This is a genomic window from Dongshaea marina (assembly GCF_003072645.1).
Lineage (GTDB): Bacteria > Pseudomonadota > Gammaproteobacteria > Enterobacterales > Aeromonadaceae > Dongshaea > Dongshaea marina.
On sequence record NZ_CP028897.1, the window covers coordinates 4,731,045 to 4,747,282 of the forward strand.

12 protein-coding genes and 3 pseudogenes are annotated in these 16,238 nt (G+C 53.8%); 7 read left to right on the forward strand and 8 right to left on the reverse strand.

Translation table 11 applies throughout. From position 1 onward, the window contains the following. Positions 1-58 precede the first annotated feature (58 nt). Together DB847_RS22150 and DB847_RS22155 are read left to right on the forward strand one after the other, a co-directional pair. Positions 59-1,852: an aminopeptidase P family protein gene (locus tag DB847_RS22150; RefSeq protein WP_108652619.1), complete on the forward strand. Its 1,794-nt coding sequence runs from the start codon at positions 59-61 to the stop codon at positions 1,850-1,852. 234 nt (positions 1,853-2,086) lie between these two features. Continuing rightward, the gene (locus DB847_RS22155; protein ID WP_108652620.1) at positions 2,087-2,902 is read left to right on the forward strand and encodes a substrate-binding periplasmic protein; all 816 of its coding nucleotides are present in this window, start codon (positions 2,087-2,089) and stop codon (positions 2,900-2,902) included. A 116-nt stretch (positions 2,903-3,018) separates the two neighbouring features. On the opposite strand, the pseudogene gorA reads toward DB847_RS22155, so the two are convergent. Both gorA and DB847_RS22165 read right to left on the reverse strand, forming a co-directional pair. Beyond that, positions 3,019-4,367 (reverse strand): annotated as a pseudogene (gorA, locus tag DB847_RS22160) (glutathione-disulfide reductase). Positions 4,368-4,533: 166 nt separating this feature from the next. Continuing rightward, positions 4,534-6,513: an ATP-binding protein gene (locus DB847_RS22165; RefSeq protein ID WP_108652621.1), complete on the reverse strand. Its 1,980-nt coding sequence runs from the start codon at positions 6,511-6,513 to the stop codon at positions 4,534-4,536. A gap of 204 nt (positions 6,514-6,717) precedes the next feature. Here DB847_RS22165 and prlC point away from each other — a divergent pair. The 3 genes and pseudogenes from prlC (at position 6,718) to DB847_RS22180 (ending at position 10,011) form a co-directional block, all read left to right on the forward strand. Beyond that, a pseudogene (gene prlC, locus DB847_RS22170) lies at positions 6,718-8,774 on the forward strand (oligopeptidase A). 143 nt (positions 8,775-8,917) lie between these two features. Continuing rightward, the gene (locus tag DB847_RS22175) at positions 8,918-9,250 is read left to right on the forward strand and encodes a DMT family transporter (protein ID WP_108653063.1); all 333 of its coding nucleotides are present in this window, start codon (positions 8,918-8,920) and stop codon (positions 9,248-9,250) included. Positions 9,251-9,255: 5 nt separating this feature from the next. Next, positions 9,256-10,011 carry a class I SAM-dependent methyltransferase gene (locus DB847_RS22180; RefSeq protein ID WP_108652622.1) on the forward strand — a complete coding sequence of 252 codons (756 nt, stop codon included), beginning with the start codon at positions 9,256-9,258 and terminating at the stop codon, positions 10,009-10,011. 13 nt (positions 10,012-10,024) lie between these two features. Here the strand turns inward: DB847_RS22180 and DB847_RS26205 are convergent, their stop codons facing one another. The 5 genes and pseudogenes from DB847_RS26205 to DB847_RS22200 all read right to left on the reverse strand — a co-directional run bounded on the left by DB847_RS26205 (position 10,025) and on the right by DB847_RS22200 (position 13,254). After that, entirely contained in the window at positions 10,025-10,150 is a 126-nt protein-coding gene (locus DB847_RS26205) for a hypothetical protein (protein ID WP_267897726.1), read from the reverse strand. Then, a complete protein-coding gene (locus DB847_RS22185) occupies positions 10,147-10,410 on the reverse strand; it encodes an RNA-binding protein (protein WP_108652623.1) in 264 nt (87 codons plus the stop codon). Before DB847_RS22185 ends, DB847_RS26205 begins: the two co-directional genes overlap by 4 nt. 35 nt (positions 10,411-10,445) lie before the next feature. After that, positions 10,446-11,837: a DEAD/DEAH box helicase gene (locus DB847_RS22190; protein ID WP_108652624.1), complete on the reverse strand. Its 1,392-nt coding sequence runs from the start codon at positions 11,835-11,837 to the stop codon at positions 10,446-10,448. Positions 11,838-11,949: 112 nt separating this feature from the next. Beyond that, positions 11,950-12,406 (reverse strand): annotated as a pseudogene (locus tag DB847_RS26470) (YaiI/YqxD family protein). 98 nt (positions 12,407-12,504) lie between these two features. After that, positions 12,505-13,254: a substrate-binding periplasmic protein gene (locus DB847_RS22200; RefSeq protein WP_199911658.1), complete on the reverse strand. Its 750-nt coding sequence runs from the start codon at positions 13,252-13,254 to the stop codon at positions 12,505-12,507. Between the two features lie 151 nt (positions 13,255-13,405). Between DB847_RS22200 and DB847_RS26225 the strand changes: the two genes are divergently transcribed. Then, complete coding sequence (locus DB847_RS26225) at positions 13,406-13,840, forward strand: transporter substrate-binding domain-containing protein (RefSeq protein ID WP_108652625.1); 435 nt, start codon at positions 13,406-13,408, stop codon at positions 13,838-13,840. After that, positions 13,837-14,874, forward strand: coding sequence for an MltF family protein (locus tag DB847_RS26230; protein ID WP_108652626.1), 1,038 nt, complete (start codon positions 13,837-13,839; stop codon positions 14,872-14,874). The genes DB847_RS26225 and DB847_RS26230 overlap by 4 nt, the downstream gene beginning before the upstream one ends. 254 nt (positions 14,875-15,128) lie before the next feature. On the opposite strand, the gene DB847_RS22215 is transcribed toward DB847_RS26230, so the two are convergent. Then, on the reverse strand, positions 15,129-16,046 hold the full coding sequence (locus DB847_RS22215; RefSeq protein WP_108652627.1) for a LysR family transcriptional regulator: 918 nt from the start codon (positions 16,044-16,046) through the stop codon (positions 15,129-15,131). Between the last annotated feature and the right edge of the window lie 192 nt (positions 16,047-16,238).

Genomic DNA, 16,238 nt, shown 5'->3' on the forward strand with positions numbered 1-16,238 from the left:
GCTTATGGTATGCTCAGCGGTTCTTCGTGAGCCCTGCACAAAGCGAGATATGAAAATTATGGATAACAATTCAAATACTCAGCAACGCCTGGATGGTGTACGCAACGCCATGGCAAAGCTTAAGCTGGATGCCCTAATCATCCCCCATGACGATGAAAACCTCGGGGAGTACACCCCGCTCCATTGTGAACGCCTTGCCTGGGTCACAGGTTTTACCGGCTCGGCCGGTGCTGCCATCATTATGCCGGAGCGTGCAACCCTGTTTGTCGATGGTCGCTATACCATACAAGCTAGGGAGCAATCTCCTGAACCACTGTTTGAGCATGAAGATCTGGTCGAGACCCCTTATGCAAAATGGCTCACCTCCCAGCTGAAACCGGGTGCCAGGGTGGGTTTTGATCCGAAACTGCATAATTTCTCCTGGTACAAGAAAACCAAAACCCTGTTAGAGCAGTACTCCATGACCCTGGTCCCTCTGGAGAATAACCTGATCGATCCCCTGTGGAGTGACCGGCCAGCCCCTTCAACTGCACCAGCCCGGGAGCTGCCACTAACAATTACCGGAGTCAGCAGTCAGCAAAAACGCGACAACATAGCCAAATCCCTCACCGAGCAACAGCTTGATGCGGCGCTGATCACTCAGTCCGAGTCTATTAACTGGCTGCTGAATATCCGTGGACGAGATATCGAGTGCCTCCCGGTGGTGATGGGATTTGCTATCGTCTATCAGGATAGTCGCTGTGAGTTTTATACCGACCCGGCGAAGTTCAGCGATCCCCTGCAGCAACATATGGGTGTGGGCGTCACCATTCATCCACAAGCAGAATTTTCCGGAGCTCTTAAGCAGCTGGGACAACAGAAAGCCAGGGTGCAGGTCGACCCGGATACCGCCAATGCCTGGTGTCAGCTCCTTCTGGAAAGTTCAGGGGCGAGCCTCAATCCACAAGCCGACCCCTGCATGCAGCCCAAGGCGGCCAAGAACACCGCCGAAGTGGATGGGATGAAAAGGGCCCACTTGCGGGATGCCGCTGCCGTTTGCCGCTTTCTCTCCTGGCTGGATAAGCTGGTTGAGCAGGGAGGGGATGCCGATGAGGCAAGCCTGGCAGCTAAGATCGATGGCTACCGTAAAGAGCTTGCCGAATATGTTGAGCCCAGTTTCAGCACGATTTCGGCACTGGGTCCCAATGCAGCTATGTGCCACTACAACTTCCGTAATGGTACGCCTCGTAAACTGGAATGTGATGGCCTCTATCTGGTGGACTCCGGTGGCCAGTACCTTGATGGCACCACAGATATCACCCGGACCGTTAAGGTCGGCCAAGTTAGCCGGGAGATGTGCCGCCTGTTTACCCTGGTTCTCAAGGGAAATATCGCCCTGGACAGCGCGCGCTTCCCGGTTGGCACCTCGGGAATCCAGCTTGATGTACTGGCCCGATCGGCTTTGTGGCAGCAGGGCTACAACTACGCCCACGGAACCGGTCATGGCGTCGGACACTTCCTCAATGTTCATGAGGGCCCTCAGCGGATCTCCCCCAAGGGAAGCGATACTCCGCTGCAACCTGGGATGGTTGTATCAAACGAGCCCGGCTATTACCGGGAGGGAGGCTTTGGGATCCGCAGTGAAAACCTGTTGGTGGTTCAAAGCTGTGACCAGCCCAGCGAGCTCCCCATGTTGTGCTTTGAGAAACTGACCTATGTTCCCTTTGATCTGCGGCTCATCGAGCGCTCCCTGTTAACTGAGCAGGAGATCGATTGGATCAACAGCTACCACGCAGAGGTCTATCGGAAGATATCTCCCGCCCTGGCCGGTGATGATCTGCTGTGGCTGGAGCAGGCAACCCGGGCGCTATAAGCTCCCCAATAATCCCCAGCCACAAAAGGAGGCGAAAGAGCAAACTCTCTCGCCTCCTTTCGTTTATCCCGCTAGCTGGGCTATCGGCAGCTTCCAACTCAGCGCCATAGGATCGAATAAAGGACTATCATTACTACAAAGAGACTCACCCAGTGGAGATGAGCGACCCATGCCTCAACACCCACAGCATCGAAGATCCAAGGCTGATTCACTGCCACCCGGGACTCTCGTGCAATGAAAGCCTTGCTTTTTAATCCTCTACAGCAAATTATCAGCGGGCTACTGCTGTATCTGTTTAGCTTTGGGAGCTGGGCCGAGCATAAGGTTATCCCGGTTGAGGTATTAGCGGATGCTAACTACCCCCCTTACAGCTACCTCAACTCCAGAGGTAAGCCCGCCGGGGTCTATTACGAGGTGATCAAGCGGATTTTTGCCCGGATGCCCGATTACAGCATCCATATTCGTCCGGTCAGCTGGGACGGGGGGCTGACCAGCCTCAAGGAGGGGAAAGCCTTCGCCCTGTACGCCCCCTACTACCGTCCCAAGGCCCGCCCCTATATTCTGGTCTCAGAGCCTATCCTGGAAGAAAAAGTGATCGCTCTGTGTCACAGCAGCCAACACAAGCGCAAGCTCTGGCCCAAGGACTTTATCGGAACCCGGGTTGGGATCAATCAGGGATTCTCGGTCGGTGGCGAGCGATTCTGGGAGCTGGTCAACAGCAGGCAGATCCTGCTCTATACCTCCAAGGATAATGCCCATAATCTGCTCAAACTGGCACGCAAACGGATCGACTGTTATATCAACGACAAGATTGCGATCTACCACAGCCTGAGGCAACTGCTCGAGGAGGAGTTGATCACCCCACAACAGGCGGAGCAGCTGAAGGTGGAAGTAATCGTCTCAAGTGAATATGGTTATCTGGGCTACGCCCGGGATGATCAGAGATTTCCATTTCGTGAGAAATTCTCTAAAAAGTTTAACCTTGAGCTGAAGAAGATGAAGGACTCCGGTGAACTGGAGTGGTTGGTGAAGCGGTTTATCCATCATTAAGCTTTATCGTTTTACAGCTTGAGCCTCTCTTACCCCTGTAAGCTCCCCGAATCGTTTCTAAGAAGGTAAACACCTCAGGCAGAGGCGTTTACCCTGGAAAGAGCTGAAGGCTCAGCTTATCGCATGGTCACCAGCTCTTCGGCCGCGGTCGGATGGATCGCGATAGTGTTATCGAAGTCCTGCTTGGTGGCCCCCATCTGCAGCGCTACCGCAAATCCCTGCAGCATCTCGTCTGAACCATGGCCTATGGTGTGCAGCCCGACTATCTTCTGCTCTTCGCCCACACAGATGAGCTTCATCCGGCAAGGCTGGCGCGCAGAGGTGAGTGCACTATACATAGAAGTGAACTGACTGGTATAGATGGTCAGCGCCTCTTTACCATAACGCTCCTCGGCCTCCGGCTCGGTGAGCCCGACTGTGCCTATGGTGGGGTGACTAAACACCACGGTTGGGATCAGCGAGTAATCCAGATGCTCATTGGGCTTGTTGTTAAACAGCCGCTCAGACAAGCGCCGCCCCGCAGCGACAGCCACCGGGGTCAGCTGAGCACGCCCCGTGTTATCTCCCACCGCATAGACTCCGGGAATGTTGGTATTCTGATAAGCATCGGTCGGTATGTAATCCTGCTGATCCAGTTTGACGCCTGCATGCTCCAGACCCAGATTATCGGTTGCCGGCTCGCGGCCGATCGCCCAGATCACACAATCGACGGTCAGCTGCTGGCCGTTTTCAAGATACAGGGTCAAAGAGCCATCGCCATGCTTTTCAAGTAACTTGGGAATCGAACCCGTATGCAGGGTTGGGCCATGTTCGGCCATCACCTCAACCAGAGTGTCAGAGAGCATGGGGTCAAAACTGCGCAGGGGCTTGTGCTTGCGCACCAGCAGATGAGTCTCGGATCCCAGCTCGTGCAGCACCCCGGCCAGCTCAACGGCGATATAACCGGCGCCAACCACGGCGACCCGCTTGGGCTGCTCGCTCAGCTCAAAGAAGCCATCGGAGTCGATTCCGTGCTCTGCGCCCGGGATCTGCGGGATGGTGGGGCGCCCACCGGTTGCGATCAAGATATGATCTGCCGTGTAATGCTCTCCATTCACCTCTATGGTTTTACTGTCGACAAAGCGGGCAAAGCCCTCCAGTACAGTGATCTGATTGTTTCCTAAAACCCGCTCATAGGATTGGTGAATTCGCCCAATATAAGCCTGACGAGACTCCACCAGTTTAGCCCAGCTAAAGTGATTCAATGTCAGGTCGAAACCGTAATCCGCCCCCTTATGGACGGCATCGGCAACCTGGGCCGCATACCACATCGCTTTTTTGGGAACACAACCCACATTGACACAGGTTCCCCGAGGGATTTAGCCTCAACCAAAGCGACTTTTTTACCATACATGGCAGCCCGGTTTGCCGAAGCGATTCCACCACTTCCTCCCCCGATTGCGATGTAGTCAAAATGCTGAGCCATCAATATCTCCTTAATACCTCACCACCTCACTAGGGGCGGTGACAGATAAAATGCACCTTGGCGGCGCCCGCTATAATTGAGCACCGTATTACCAAAGATATAACAATGATTGCAAGCAGTTTTAACAAGCAAAGAAAGGGAAGCTGGTGTGTAAAGGGGGTGGCCTTTAGCTAGCCGGAGTCACTTTAGGGATACAGATGTGGAATTGAACGCCCTCACCCACTGTGCTTTCACAGGTGATACGTCCCTTGAGGAGCTGGGCGACCAGGTTATAGATGATATGGGTACCCAGTCCGCTACCGCCCTGGCCACGCTTGGAGGTCACGAAGGGGTCAAAAATCTTCGGCAGCACCTCGGGATCGATTCCCTGACCATTGTCCCGGTAGTCGATCAGGACATCATCACCCTGCTCGGTCACATCTATGGTGACTTGACGCGGCTTATCAAAGTCCTCACCAAATCCGTGGTTGATCGAGTTGAGGATAAGATTCGAATAGATCTGGGTCAGGCTTCCCGGATAACTGGTCAGTTCAATCATAGGATCGCAGTTGATCTCAACCTCACAGTGCGCCTTCTTGAGCTTGTGACCCAGGGAGACCACCACTTGGTGCAGGTGATCCGCCACCTTGAAGGTGTAGTGTGCTTCAGAGGTCTGATCAACCGCCACCTGCTTGAAGCTTGAGATCAGATCCGAGGCTCGCCTGAGGTTGCTCTGCATCAGGCTGGTCGACTCATCCAGATTGCCGAGAAACTCGTTGAGGTAGGTCATGGAGATCTTCTTCGCTTCAACATGGGTGCGGAACTCGTCGGCCTGCTCCTGCAGATAAGAGGAGGCGGTCACACTGATGCCGATCGGCGTATTGATCTCGTGAGCAACCCCCGCCACCAGCGAACCGAGAGATGCCATCTTCTCGGCCTCGACCAGGGTCTGCTGGGCCTGTTTGAGATCCTGATATGCCTTGGCCAGCTGGTCATTACTCTCCTGGAGATCCTTGGTCCTGACCTTAACCTTCTCTTCCAGCTCTTCGTTGAGTTGCTTGATTTCACGCTCAACCCGCTTGAGAGGCGTGATGTCATAACCAAATCCGATCAGATACTTCAGCTCGTTATTCTCGTGGAAGGGCACAAAGGTCCACTCCAGAATCAGCTCGGCGCCCTGCTGATCCAACATCACAATTTCTCGATCCTCGATCACGCTCATATTTTCCAGCTCTACGGCGAGCTCATCGCGCATCTCCTTAGTGACAAACAGATCGAGCCAGTTCTTAGAGAGCATCTCCTCTTTCAGGTAACCCGTCAGCAGCACCGCCGCCGGGTTGATACTGGCGATCGACAGATCCGGCTCAAGGCAGCTGATCACCAGGTTGGATGAGTTGATAATGGTTGCAGAGAAATCCCGCTCCTGCTGCAACTGTTCGACCGCCTTCTGGCGTGCCTCCAGCTCGACCTGTATGGTCGTTCGCATCTGGTTGAGGGTACTGGCCAGCATATCCAGCTCATCATATTTGTGAGGAAGTTTCTTGGATCGACCATCCAGCAGTAACTCCTGATCCAGATGATCCAGATTAAAATTACTGGTGAAGTTCGCCATCTTGTTGAGATGGCGCACGATCAACGAATAGATGATCAATATGATACAGATAGACACAACCAGGGTCTTGATGGTCTGCGACACCAGGATCAGCACAGATTTTTCAAGCAATCGCTGGTAGATCTCTTCCAGAGATGCGGCAACAAACAGCTTACCGACCATCTCACCCTGATAGATGAGATCAAACTCGTGGGATATATCGTACTTTTTCTTCTCAACCCCCTGAGAAATAAGGGGCACTTCGGTATTACCCAGGATCTCCTTAACCATTACATACTGCATATTGGGCAGATTCATGATCCCTTCGATCTGCATCTGAACCTGCTCCTCATCCAGGTTCCACAGACTCGCGGCTATCGGTTGTAAAAAGGATGCCTCAATCTGTGCTATCCCATCCTCAATAACCTCAACATCCTTCCGGTAATCCCAGAAGAGCTGGATGATGGTGATAAGCAAGGCTAAGAAAGTACTACAGATCAGGATGTAACCCAGCATTCGAATCGAGATGCTGTTTCGTCCCGCTGTCTGCACTATCTTAGAAAATGATGTTGGCATCTGACCTCTTCGATCTCACGTCCAATGCTGGTTATTTTTTATATCCCTCTCGGATCTTTATCGTCTGAGTCTGCAGATACGTCAAGGAAGTCATCGCAATAAATTTGCCAATCCAGGATGAACAAGGTAAATCTGTGCTCGGATGCACTAAAAACAAAACAACAACAGCGACTGGCCTGAGCCGGCCGTGACGAGGAACTACTTATGAGCAACCCTTTGCTGAGCATGGACGGACTTCCTCCTTTCAGCCAGATCCAGGCGGAGCATGTAAAGCCTGCCGTTGAGCAGGCGATCGCCGATTGTAAGAAGCGGGTCAGCGATGTCCTGGCGACTTCAGAAAACCTGACCTGGGATAACCTGGTATCCCCTCTGGAGGAGGTCGATGACCACCTGAGCCGGATCTGGTCACCGGTGAGCCACATGAATTCCGTGGTCAACAGTGATGCCCTGCGTGAGGCACACGACGCCTGCTTGCCACTACTATCTGAGTACTCCACCTTTATAGGCCAACACCAGGGACTCTTTGAGGCCCACCATGCCCTGCGGGAGAGTGACAGCTTCAGCGCCCTGAGTCAGGCTCAACAAAAAGAGATCGAAAATATCCTGCGCGACTTCCGGCTGTCGGGGATTGCCCTTCCTGAAGAGCAGCAACAGCGCTATGCCGAGATCCAGACCCGCCTCTCCGAGCTCTCCTCTGGATTCAGCAATAACCTGCTGGATGCAACGGCAGGCTGGACCCGCCTGGTAGCAGACATTGATGAGCTCAAGGGGCTCCCCCAATCGGTACTCGATGCCGCCCAGCAGGCAGCACAATCTAAGGAGCTTGATGGCTGGCTGTTTACCCTGGATTTTCCCTCCTACCTGCCAGTGATGATGTACGCTGATAACCCTGAGCTGCGCCGCGAAATGTATACGGCGTTCTGCACCCGGGCCTCCGATCAGGGACCCAATGCCGGCAAATGGGATAACAGTGCGCTGATGGATGAGCTGCTCGGTCTGCGTCATGAGAGGGCTCAGCTGCTGGAGTTTGCCAACTATGGCCAGCTCTCTCTTGCCACCAAGATGGCCGAAAACACGGAGCAGGTTTACCAGTTCCTGCAGGAGCTGGCTGAAAAATCCAAGCCACAGGCCGAGCAGGAAAAACAGCAACTTCTTGAGTTTGCCCGGGAGCACTATCAGATTGATGAGCTTCAGGCCTGGGATTACGCCTACTATGGTGAAAAACTCAAGCAGCACCTCTATACCATCTCAGATGAGGACCTACGCCCCTACTTCCCGGAGCAAAAGGTACTCTCCGGCCTGTTTGAAACGGTCCACCGTCTGTTTGGCATCCAGGTGAAAGAGCGCTATGGCATCGAAACCTGGCATGATGATGTTCGTTTCTTCGATATCTTTGATGAAAACAACCAGCTCAGGGGTAGCTTCTACCTGGATCTCTATGCCCGTCAGAACAAGCGTGGCGGTGCCTGGATGGATGAGTGTGAGGTTCGCCGTTATCGCCAGGATGGCACCCTGCAACATCCGGTGGCCTACCTGACCTGTAATTTCAACGCACCGGTCGGCGATAAACCTGCACTGTTTACCCATCAGGAGGTAACCACCCTGTTCCACGAGTTTGGGCATGGCATCCATCACATGCTGACCCAGATCGATATAGGTGGAGTCTCGGGGATCAACGGGGTGCCCTGGGATGCCGTAGAGCTCCCCAGTCAGTTCCTGGAAAACTGGTGCTGGCAGCCCGAGGCGCTGGCCTTTATCTCCGGGCACTATGAGACGGGCGAGCCCCTTCCCCAGGAGATGCTGGATAAGATGCTTGCCGCCAGAAACTTCCAGTCTGCCATGACCATGGTTCGTCAACTGGAGTTTGCGCTGTTTGACTTCAGGCTGCACTGTGAGTTTGATCTGGCCCAGGGGGCCAAAATCCAGCAGAAGCTCGATGAGGTTCGCCGACAGGTCGCGGTGATCACTCCGCCTGAGTTTAACCGCTTCCAGCACAGCTTCTCTCATATCTTTGGTGGTGGTTATGCCGCTGGTTACTACAGCTATAAGTGGGCCGAGGTTCTCTCCGCGGATGCCTTCGGTCGTTTTGAAGAAGAGGGGATCTTTAACCCCAGGTGGGCCAGAGCTTCCTGAAAAATATCCTGGAGAAGGGAGGCTCACAGGAACCGATGGAACTGTTCCGGGCGTTCCGAGGCCGGGCTCCGCAAATTGATGCCCTGCTGCGTCATAGCGGGATTGAAACTCAGGAAACGCCATCCTGATAATGCCAGGCCGGGCCTCGCAGGGGCCCGGTTGCTGTAACCTCAGGCAGGCGTTATCATCGACGCCGCAACCCGCGACAGTCTTATATCCACCTCACTCCTGAAGCTTAACAACAGAGGATCCAGTGACCAAGCTCTACTACCTGAACTATCTGTATCTGGTGATCGCCATCATTGCGGAGGTGAGTGCTACCGCCGCAATCAAGGCCTCTGCCGGATTTACCCGACTCGTTCCCTCAGCCATCGTTATCATAGGCTACGGGATCTCATTTTATCTGCTGAGCAAAATTGTCGAGCAGATGTCCCTTGGGATCGTCTATGCGATCTGGTGTGGTGTCGGTATCGTTCTGGTCGCCCTTATTTCTCATCAGTTCTATCATCAGGCCCTGGACCTTCCGGCACTGATAGGTATTTTGCTAATCATCGCCGGGGTGATTATCATCAATCTTTTTTCTCAATCGATCAGACTGCACTAAACCTCATGACAGATATCGCTCTCATCGCAAGCTCAGCCGAACATCAGCAGCAGGCCGACATACTGGCCAGTCGCTGGGGATTTCTTGGCCAACATCCCCACTTTCAACTCGAGTGGGATGGCAATGTGCTGGCCCTTAAGCGTATCGACCAGCCAAAGGTGGGAGCCGTGCTGGTGGATCTCGCCGGGGGTAGCAGCAGCTATCGCCGACAAAAGGGTGGAGGAAAGAAAGAGGCGATCGCCCGCGCCGTAGGAATAAAGTCGGGGGAGCGCCCCACTGTTGTGGACGCAACCGCAGGATTAGCTCGCGATGCCTTCGTATTGGCCTCTCAGGGCTGCCAGGTTACCCTTATTGAACGAAGTGATGTCGTAGCCGCCCTTTTAGAAGACGGCCTTAGAAGAGCCTCCCAGGCCCCTGAAATTGGAGAGTGGATTGAGACGCGGATGCAGCTCAGGTTTGGCTCATCCCTTGAGATCATCGAAGCCCTGGAGCACAGGCCGGATGTGATCTATCTGGATCCCATGTTCCCCCATAAGAAAAAGTCGGCCCAGGTTAAAAAAGAGATGCTGTTTTTCCAGGAGCTGGTGGGAGACGATCCGGATGCAGACCGGCTACTACCGCTGGCACGCCAAAAGGCAAGGCAGCGGGTGGTGGTCAAGCGCCCCGGTTATGCCGAGCCGCTAAACGGCGAAAAGCCCGATGCGGTGATTGAAAGCAAGAAGCACCGCTTTGATATCTACTTCTGCCACAATCAGGGTTAATTGCTACGCCAATTCAGGACTGAGCCGGGTCGTACGTCTCATACCACAGGGTGATGAGCCCCTGCTCATTGAACTTGAACCATTTCATCGCCTCCACACTCTGGCGACTGCCATCAAGCCGGTGAATGGTGACCGTCATGGGGAGAGCGATGGATGCCTCCCTTCGATATACTCATGAACCTTATGCTCTATCGTCTGAATATCGGTTCGAAACCGATTTAAAAACTCCAGATAGCTCTGATGGGTTGCCTGGTACACCCGGCCATTGACCCGGACTTCAAACTCATCGGCAAAACAGGCCGCGATATCCCGGATAGAGAGCTGTGCATCATGGGTTAAATGCTGCTTTTTCCAAGCGAGCAGCCTCTTTGCAAGCTCTGTCAATGTCTTGTTCGTCATCATCCACCTTCTGGTTGTATCGAGGCTAAGGCCTGCTAGCCCTTTGGTGCCGCGCGCTGATCACTCCCCGCCGGCTTTGCCCCGGGACGGCGCCGGCTACTTGGCTTTCCCTGGTTACGACCTTGGCTCTGTCCCTGTCCTGCCTGATGGCGACGGTTTTTACCGGTTGGCTTATGGCCGCGAGCATTATCACCGGAACGCTGCCCATCCTTGTGCTCAACCTTAGGCTGCTTGGGCTTTTTTGGTTTCTTGGGCTTTTTAACCCGCAGATCCAGCCTGGACTCAGGCAGCAGGTTAACCGGCTCAAAACCTGGCATCGGCTGACGGGGCAGTAGCTGCTTGATCAAGCGCTCAACGTCGCTGAGCTGTTTAAATTCATCGGCACACACCAAAGAGATCGCCTTCCCGGTTGCGCCGGCCCGCCCGGTCCGTCCGATCCTGTGTACATAATCCTCAGCCACATTGGGCAGATCAAAGTTCACTACTTGTGGGAGCTGATCGATATCCAGCCCCCGGGCTGCGATATCTGTCGCCACCAGGATTCGCACCTCTCCCTGCTTAAAATCCGCTAGTGCCTTGGTTCTGGCGCCCTGGCTCTTGTTGCCGTGAATCGCTGCCGCTGTGATCCCCTTGTCATCCAGGTATCGGGTCAGACGATTGGCTCCATGCTTGGTCTTGGTGAATACCAGGGCCTGCTGCCACTGATTGTCCCGAATCAGTTGGGTCAGCAGCGCAGATTTCTGCTTCTTATCCACCGGGTGGATCCACTGCTCCACCGTGGTCGCGGCGGCATTGCGAGGAGTAACCGAGATCTCGATGGGATCATTGACCAGCCCCTTGGCCAGGGCGCGGATCTCATCGGAGAAGGTTGCCGAAAACATCAGGTTCTGCCGCTTCTTGGGCAAAAGAGAAAGTATTTTACGAATGTCATGGATAAATCCCATATCCAGCATTCGGTCGGCCTCATCGAGGATCAGCACCTCCAGCTGCTTGAATCTAACCGCGTTCTGATTAAACAGATCCAGCAAACGGCCGGGAGTTGCGACCAGCACATCGACGCCGCGGCGCAGGGTCATCATCTGTGGGTTGATCTTCACCCCACCAAAGACCACAGCTGAGCGCAGCGGCAGATTCTTCCCATAGGTTGCCACGCTCTCCCCAACCTGAGCGGCTAGCTCCCGGGTCGGAGTCAACACCAGGGCCCGGACCTGGTTCCCCTGGACCTTAGGTCCCTCAGACAAGCGCTGTAGCAGCGGCAGGGTAAAACCTGCGGTTTTCCCGGTTCCGGTTTGTGCCGCAGCCATAACATCCCGTCCCTCCAGTACCGCCGGAATTGCCTCGGCCTGAATAGGTGAAGGTGTTTCATAGCCCTGCTGGGCTACCGCTTCAAGAATCGGGGCTGAAAGGCCCAGGGTGGAAAAGCTCATTGAGTCATCTCTTGTCATGTTATGGTCCGGACCGCCCTCGCGGCGGCGCTGTAGCTTACAGGATCTCGTCTGGGAGCGCTATCAATGTTACCCGGCCTCATGCCAGGTACTTTCATCCGGAGACTTTTGCCGCCCTGCTCAACCAACGATCCAGCTGATTGGCAAAGGACTGGCGATCGCTCTGGCTCAGAGCCTGAGGCCCACCGGTCTCCACTCCACTTGCCCTGAGGGTATCCATAAAATCTCTCATATTGAGGCGCTGGCGGATATTCTCCGGGGTATAGAGCTCCCCCGGGGATTGAGTGCCTGGGCCCCTTTCTCTATCACTTCGGCGGCCAGGGGAATATCAGCGGTTATCACCAGGTCCCCGCTTCGGAACGCTTCACGATCTCGTTATCCGCCACATCAAACCCTTTCATAACCTGCAGCATCCGGATATTGGGGGCCTGAGGCAGGCGGATAGACTGATTGGCGACAAAGGTGATATCCACCCCGGTACGCTGCCCAGCTCGAAACAGGATCTCTTTTATCACCACGGGACAGGCATCCGCATCAACCCAAATCTTCATCAATAAAACTCCCTTACAAACAGAAACAGGGCCAGCAACTCAAATAAAGCCGGGACACCCCAGGGTGTCCCGCTGTGAATGGGCCTGCACCCTAACAATCAGCGATAGTGACTCAGAATCTTGTCATATTCACCGGATGCCTTGACGGCATCAATCGCCTGTTGCAACGCAGCAACATCTGAATCGGCCACATCATTACTGAAGGCGTAATAAACGGCTGACTCTTTGAAGGTATAAACCGCTTCAAACTTAGCTGGATTGTAGCCCAGGCTTTTCAGCATCCACAATGCCGAGTTCTCTTCAAAGGCCCACAGATCCACCCGGCCCGTGGCAAGCTTCTTGGCAACCTGCTCCGGCTTGCCCGAGATCTTCATATTCTTCACCCCGGCCCTGGCTGCCAGCTGCTGCCCGACATCCTCGGGAATCGCGCCGACTTTATATCTGTTGATCTCGGCAACCGAAGCAATCTTGATCCCTTTCGATTTTTTCGCAAGAAGCACCACCTTGGTGGCGATAATCGGGCCCGCCCACTTGAACAATGACTCCCGCTGCTCGGTGCGGGTGGTGGCAAACAGCATCACACCCGGCCCCTTGAGACCCATATCATAGGCCCGGGCCCAGGGAAGCACCTTGAATTGTGATTTAGAGATCGGCGTTCCGGCCTGTTTGCTGGCTGCGAGTAGTAACTCGATCGAGATCCCGCTCAGCTTTCCGTCCTGCCTGAAGTTATAAGGGGGAAAACCGGACTCTGTCACCAGGTTAAGTCTGGAAAAGTCTGCGGCAACCACGGGGAAACTCACAATAATTGCAACCACAAGGGCTGCCATCTTCCTGATATGACGTATCATCAACTTCTCTCTCCCTGTTGGCAAAGGCCGGGGGATCTGGCTCTGTTACAAGAATAGAAGAAAGCCGGTTAACTACACACAAATCGCACAGTGTCCATAATTGTTATTAAATGGCGGCTGATATATCTCCAACCACAGGACCCATACTCAGATGCGTTATCGCATACTCTTGCTCGTCACTTTACTGCTTTGTAGCGGCTACCAGCCTCTGAGCCAGGCCTCAGAGGTCTCACCGCTTCCTGCGTTGCGTAGCCTGTATCAGGGGGATCTCGACAACCTGCTCAAGCGAAGGGTCATTCGGGTTCTGGTGGTCTATCAAAAGGGGTTTTACTATCTGCACAACGGGGCTCAGAAGGGGATCACCACACTGCAGATCCGCGAATTCGAAAAATGGCTGAACCATAAATATTTTCGCCATCAGAAACTCAAGCTAAGAATTGAGATCATCCCGGTCAGGCGCGATCAGCTCTTCAAAAAACTAATCACGGGTGCAGGTGACATCGCCATTGCCAATCTCACCATCACTCCCGGCCGCCAGGCCCTGGTCTCCTTCTCCCGCCCTGTCTATCAGGGGTCAAGGAGTTGATTATCACCCATAATGGGGCCTCGGACCTCAAGAGCCTGGACTCGCTCTCCGCCAAACGGATCTGGGTGCAAAAAAGCTCGAGTTACTATGAGTCATTGCAACATCTTAACCATGAGCTGGAGAAAAAAGAGCTCCCCCCCATCTATATTGAGCTGCTGCCCAACTACCTGCAATCGGGCGATATTCTGGATATGGTCAATGAGGGGATCATACCGATGACGGTTGCCGACAGTCACCTGGCCGAGCTTTGGAGAAAGGTGCTACCAGACATCAAGGTTCATCCACATCTGGCTATCGCGACCAACCGCAATATCGGCTGGGCCTTTCGCAAGGGAAGTCCCGAGCTTGCCAACGCGATCAACCACTTTTTAAAGAGTCACCGCAAGGGCACCCGCTTTGGCAATATCGTCTATGGACGGTACCTCAAGCATTCCGGCTGGCTGCGGCGCTTGCAAAAAGCTGATCAACAGCACCTGTTTCGCAGCTTTGGACCCATCTTCCAAAAATATGCCGACACCTACGAGATGGATTGGTTGCTATTGACCGCTCAGGCCTTTCAGGAATCCGGCCTTAACCAGAACAAGCGAAGCAACCGAGGCGCCATCGGGATCATGCAGGTACTTCCCAGCACCGCCCGTGAGCCCTATGTCAATATCCCACATATTGAACAGTTGGAAAATAATGTCCATGCCGGAACCAAGTACCTGAGATTTATGATAGATAACTTCTTTAACCAGGAGCAGATGACGCCGAGAAACCGCTATCTATTTGCCCTGGCGGCCTACAACGCTGGCCCTAACCGGATCAGTCGGGTCCGCGCCCTGGCGACCAAGCATGGCTTTGATGAAAATATCTGGTTCAACAATGTTGAGGTTGTCGCCGCTCGCTACATCAGTGATGAGACCATCCGCTATGTCAGCAACATCAGCAAATACTACCTGGCCTACCGCTACATCTGGAATGTTGAGACCAGTCGCAAGAAGATGAAAGAGCAGCTGGATCGCCACCATCAGAAGCGCCCGCCTCTCAAATAGCAGACATCTTCCTGTGGATTGGTAATTTGCAGCCAGGCTGCAAATGCCGATGCTGACCAGAAGCAGGTCAGAAGTATTCCCCGCGGGGTTATGTGTTAGGTCCGTTGCTCATACAAAGGTGTATTGATATCAAGGTCACCAACCTTCTGTCGCGAGGATGCGGCAGCAGAGGTTCCATGGACGGATACACAGTGTTGGTGAGACGTGAAACCGGATATCAACAACAGATGTGAAACACGCCCCCCCGCGGGCTATCACTCAGTCACTTGATGCAGCTCCCGGAGCTTTTTCAGCAGAAAATCGATCACCACCCGAACCTTGTACAGCTGACCCCGCTCCCGGGTATAGAGAATATAGAAGCAGCTCCCCTCCTGGTGGGGAACCATCTGGTACTCAGGCAGCACCCGCACCATCTCCTGGGACTTCACTTCCTGGCGCCCCACCACGGAGCCGATCATGCTGATCCCCTCACCCAAGCGAACCATAGATAGCATCAGCCTGGCGTCATTGGTTTTAAAGGCGCTGTCACCAATAGGGATCGCCTCTCTCTTCCCCTCTTGATCAAAATACCACTGTTGATGATAGGAGCTCACCTTAAAGGCCAACAAGTTATGCTTGAGCAGATCCTTCGGTGAGGTGATCGCCGGATGTCTGGCAAGATATTCCCTGGAGGCGAGTAACCAGTAGTCCACATCACAGATCTTCTGGGCTATCAGGCTGCTATTACTTGGCACCCCCATCCGAATGCTAAAATCAGCCTCTCCGGAGACCAGATCCACCAGCTTTTCATCCGTCATCACCTCCAGCTTTAGCTCGGGCCAGCGGGCTCTTAACTCGGCAAGCAGAGGTGGCAAAAACCACTCGGCATAAATACTCGGACAGGCGATCCGCACCTTGCCCCTTGGGTACTCTCCGAGCTCCCGAACCCGCTCAAACATACCATCAAATGTTTCCAGGGTGGACTTGGCCTCCTCCTGCAACAAAGAGCCGGCATCGGTCAGGGTGACCGAGCGGGTACTACGGGTAAACAAAGAGACCCCAAGCTCCTGCTCAAGCTGTGAGATCTTGCGTGATATCGAGGAGTGGGCATACCCCAGCTCCTGTGCAGCCTTGGCAAAGCTCAGGTGACGGGCAACACACAAAAAGCAGTGTAAAGTCTCGAGGGATGGCATTTATTATTCCAAAAAATGCAATTATGCATTTAATTTTTGGTTATTTTTTTAGAACAATCAAGTTGCTATACTCTGCTTTTCGAAAGCTTCTGTGAATTTTTAAACACCAATACGCATGATCCGATCGGCCTCATCGGGTCGTCTTGCGCCCGTTCATCCCGGCTTCAGTAACAGATTAACCCTTAATAAGTT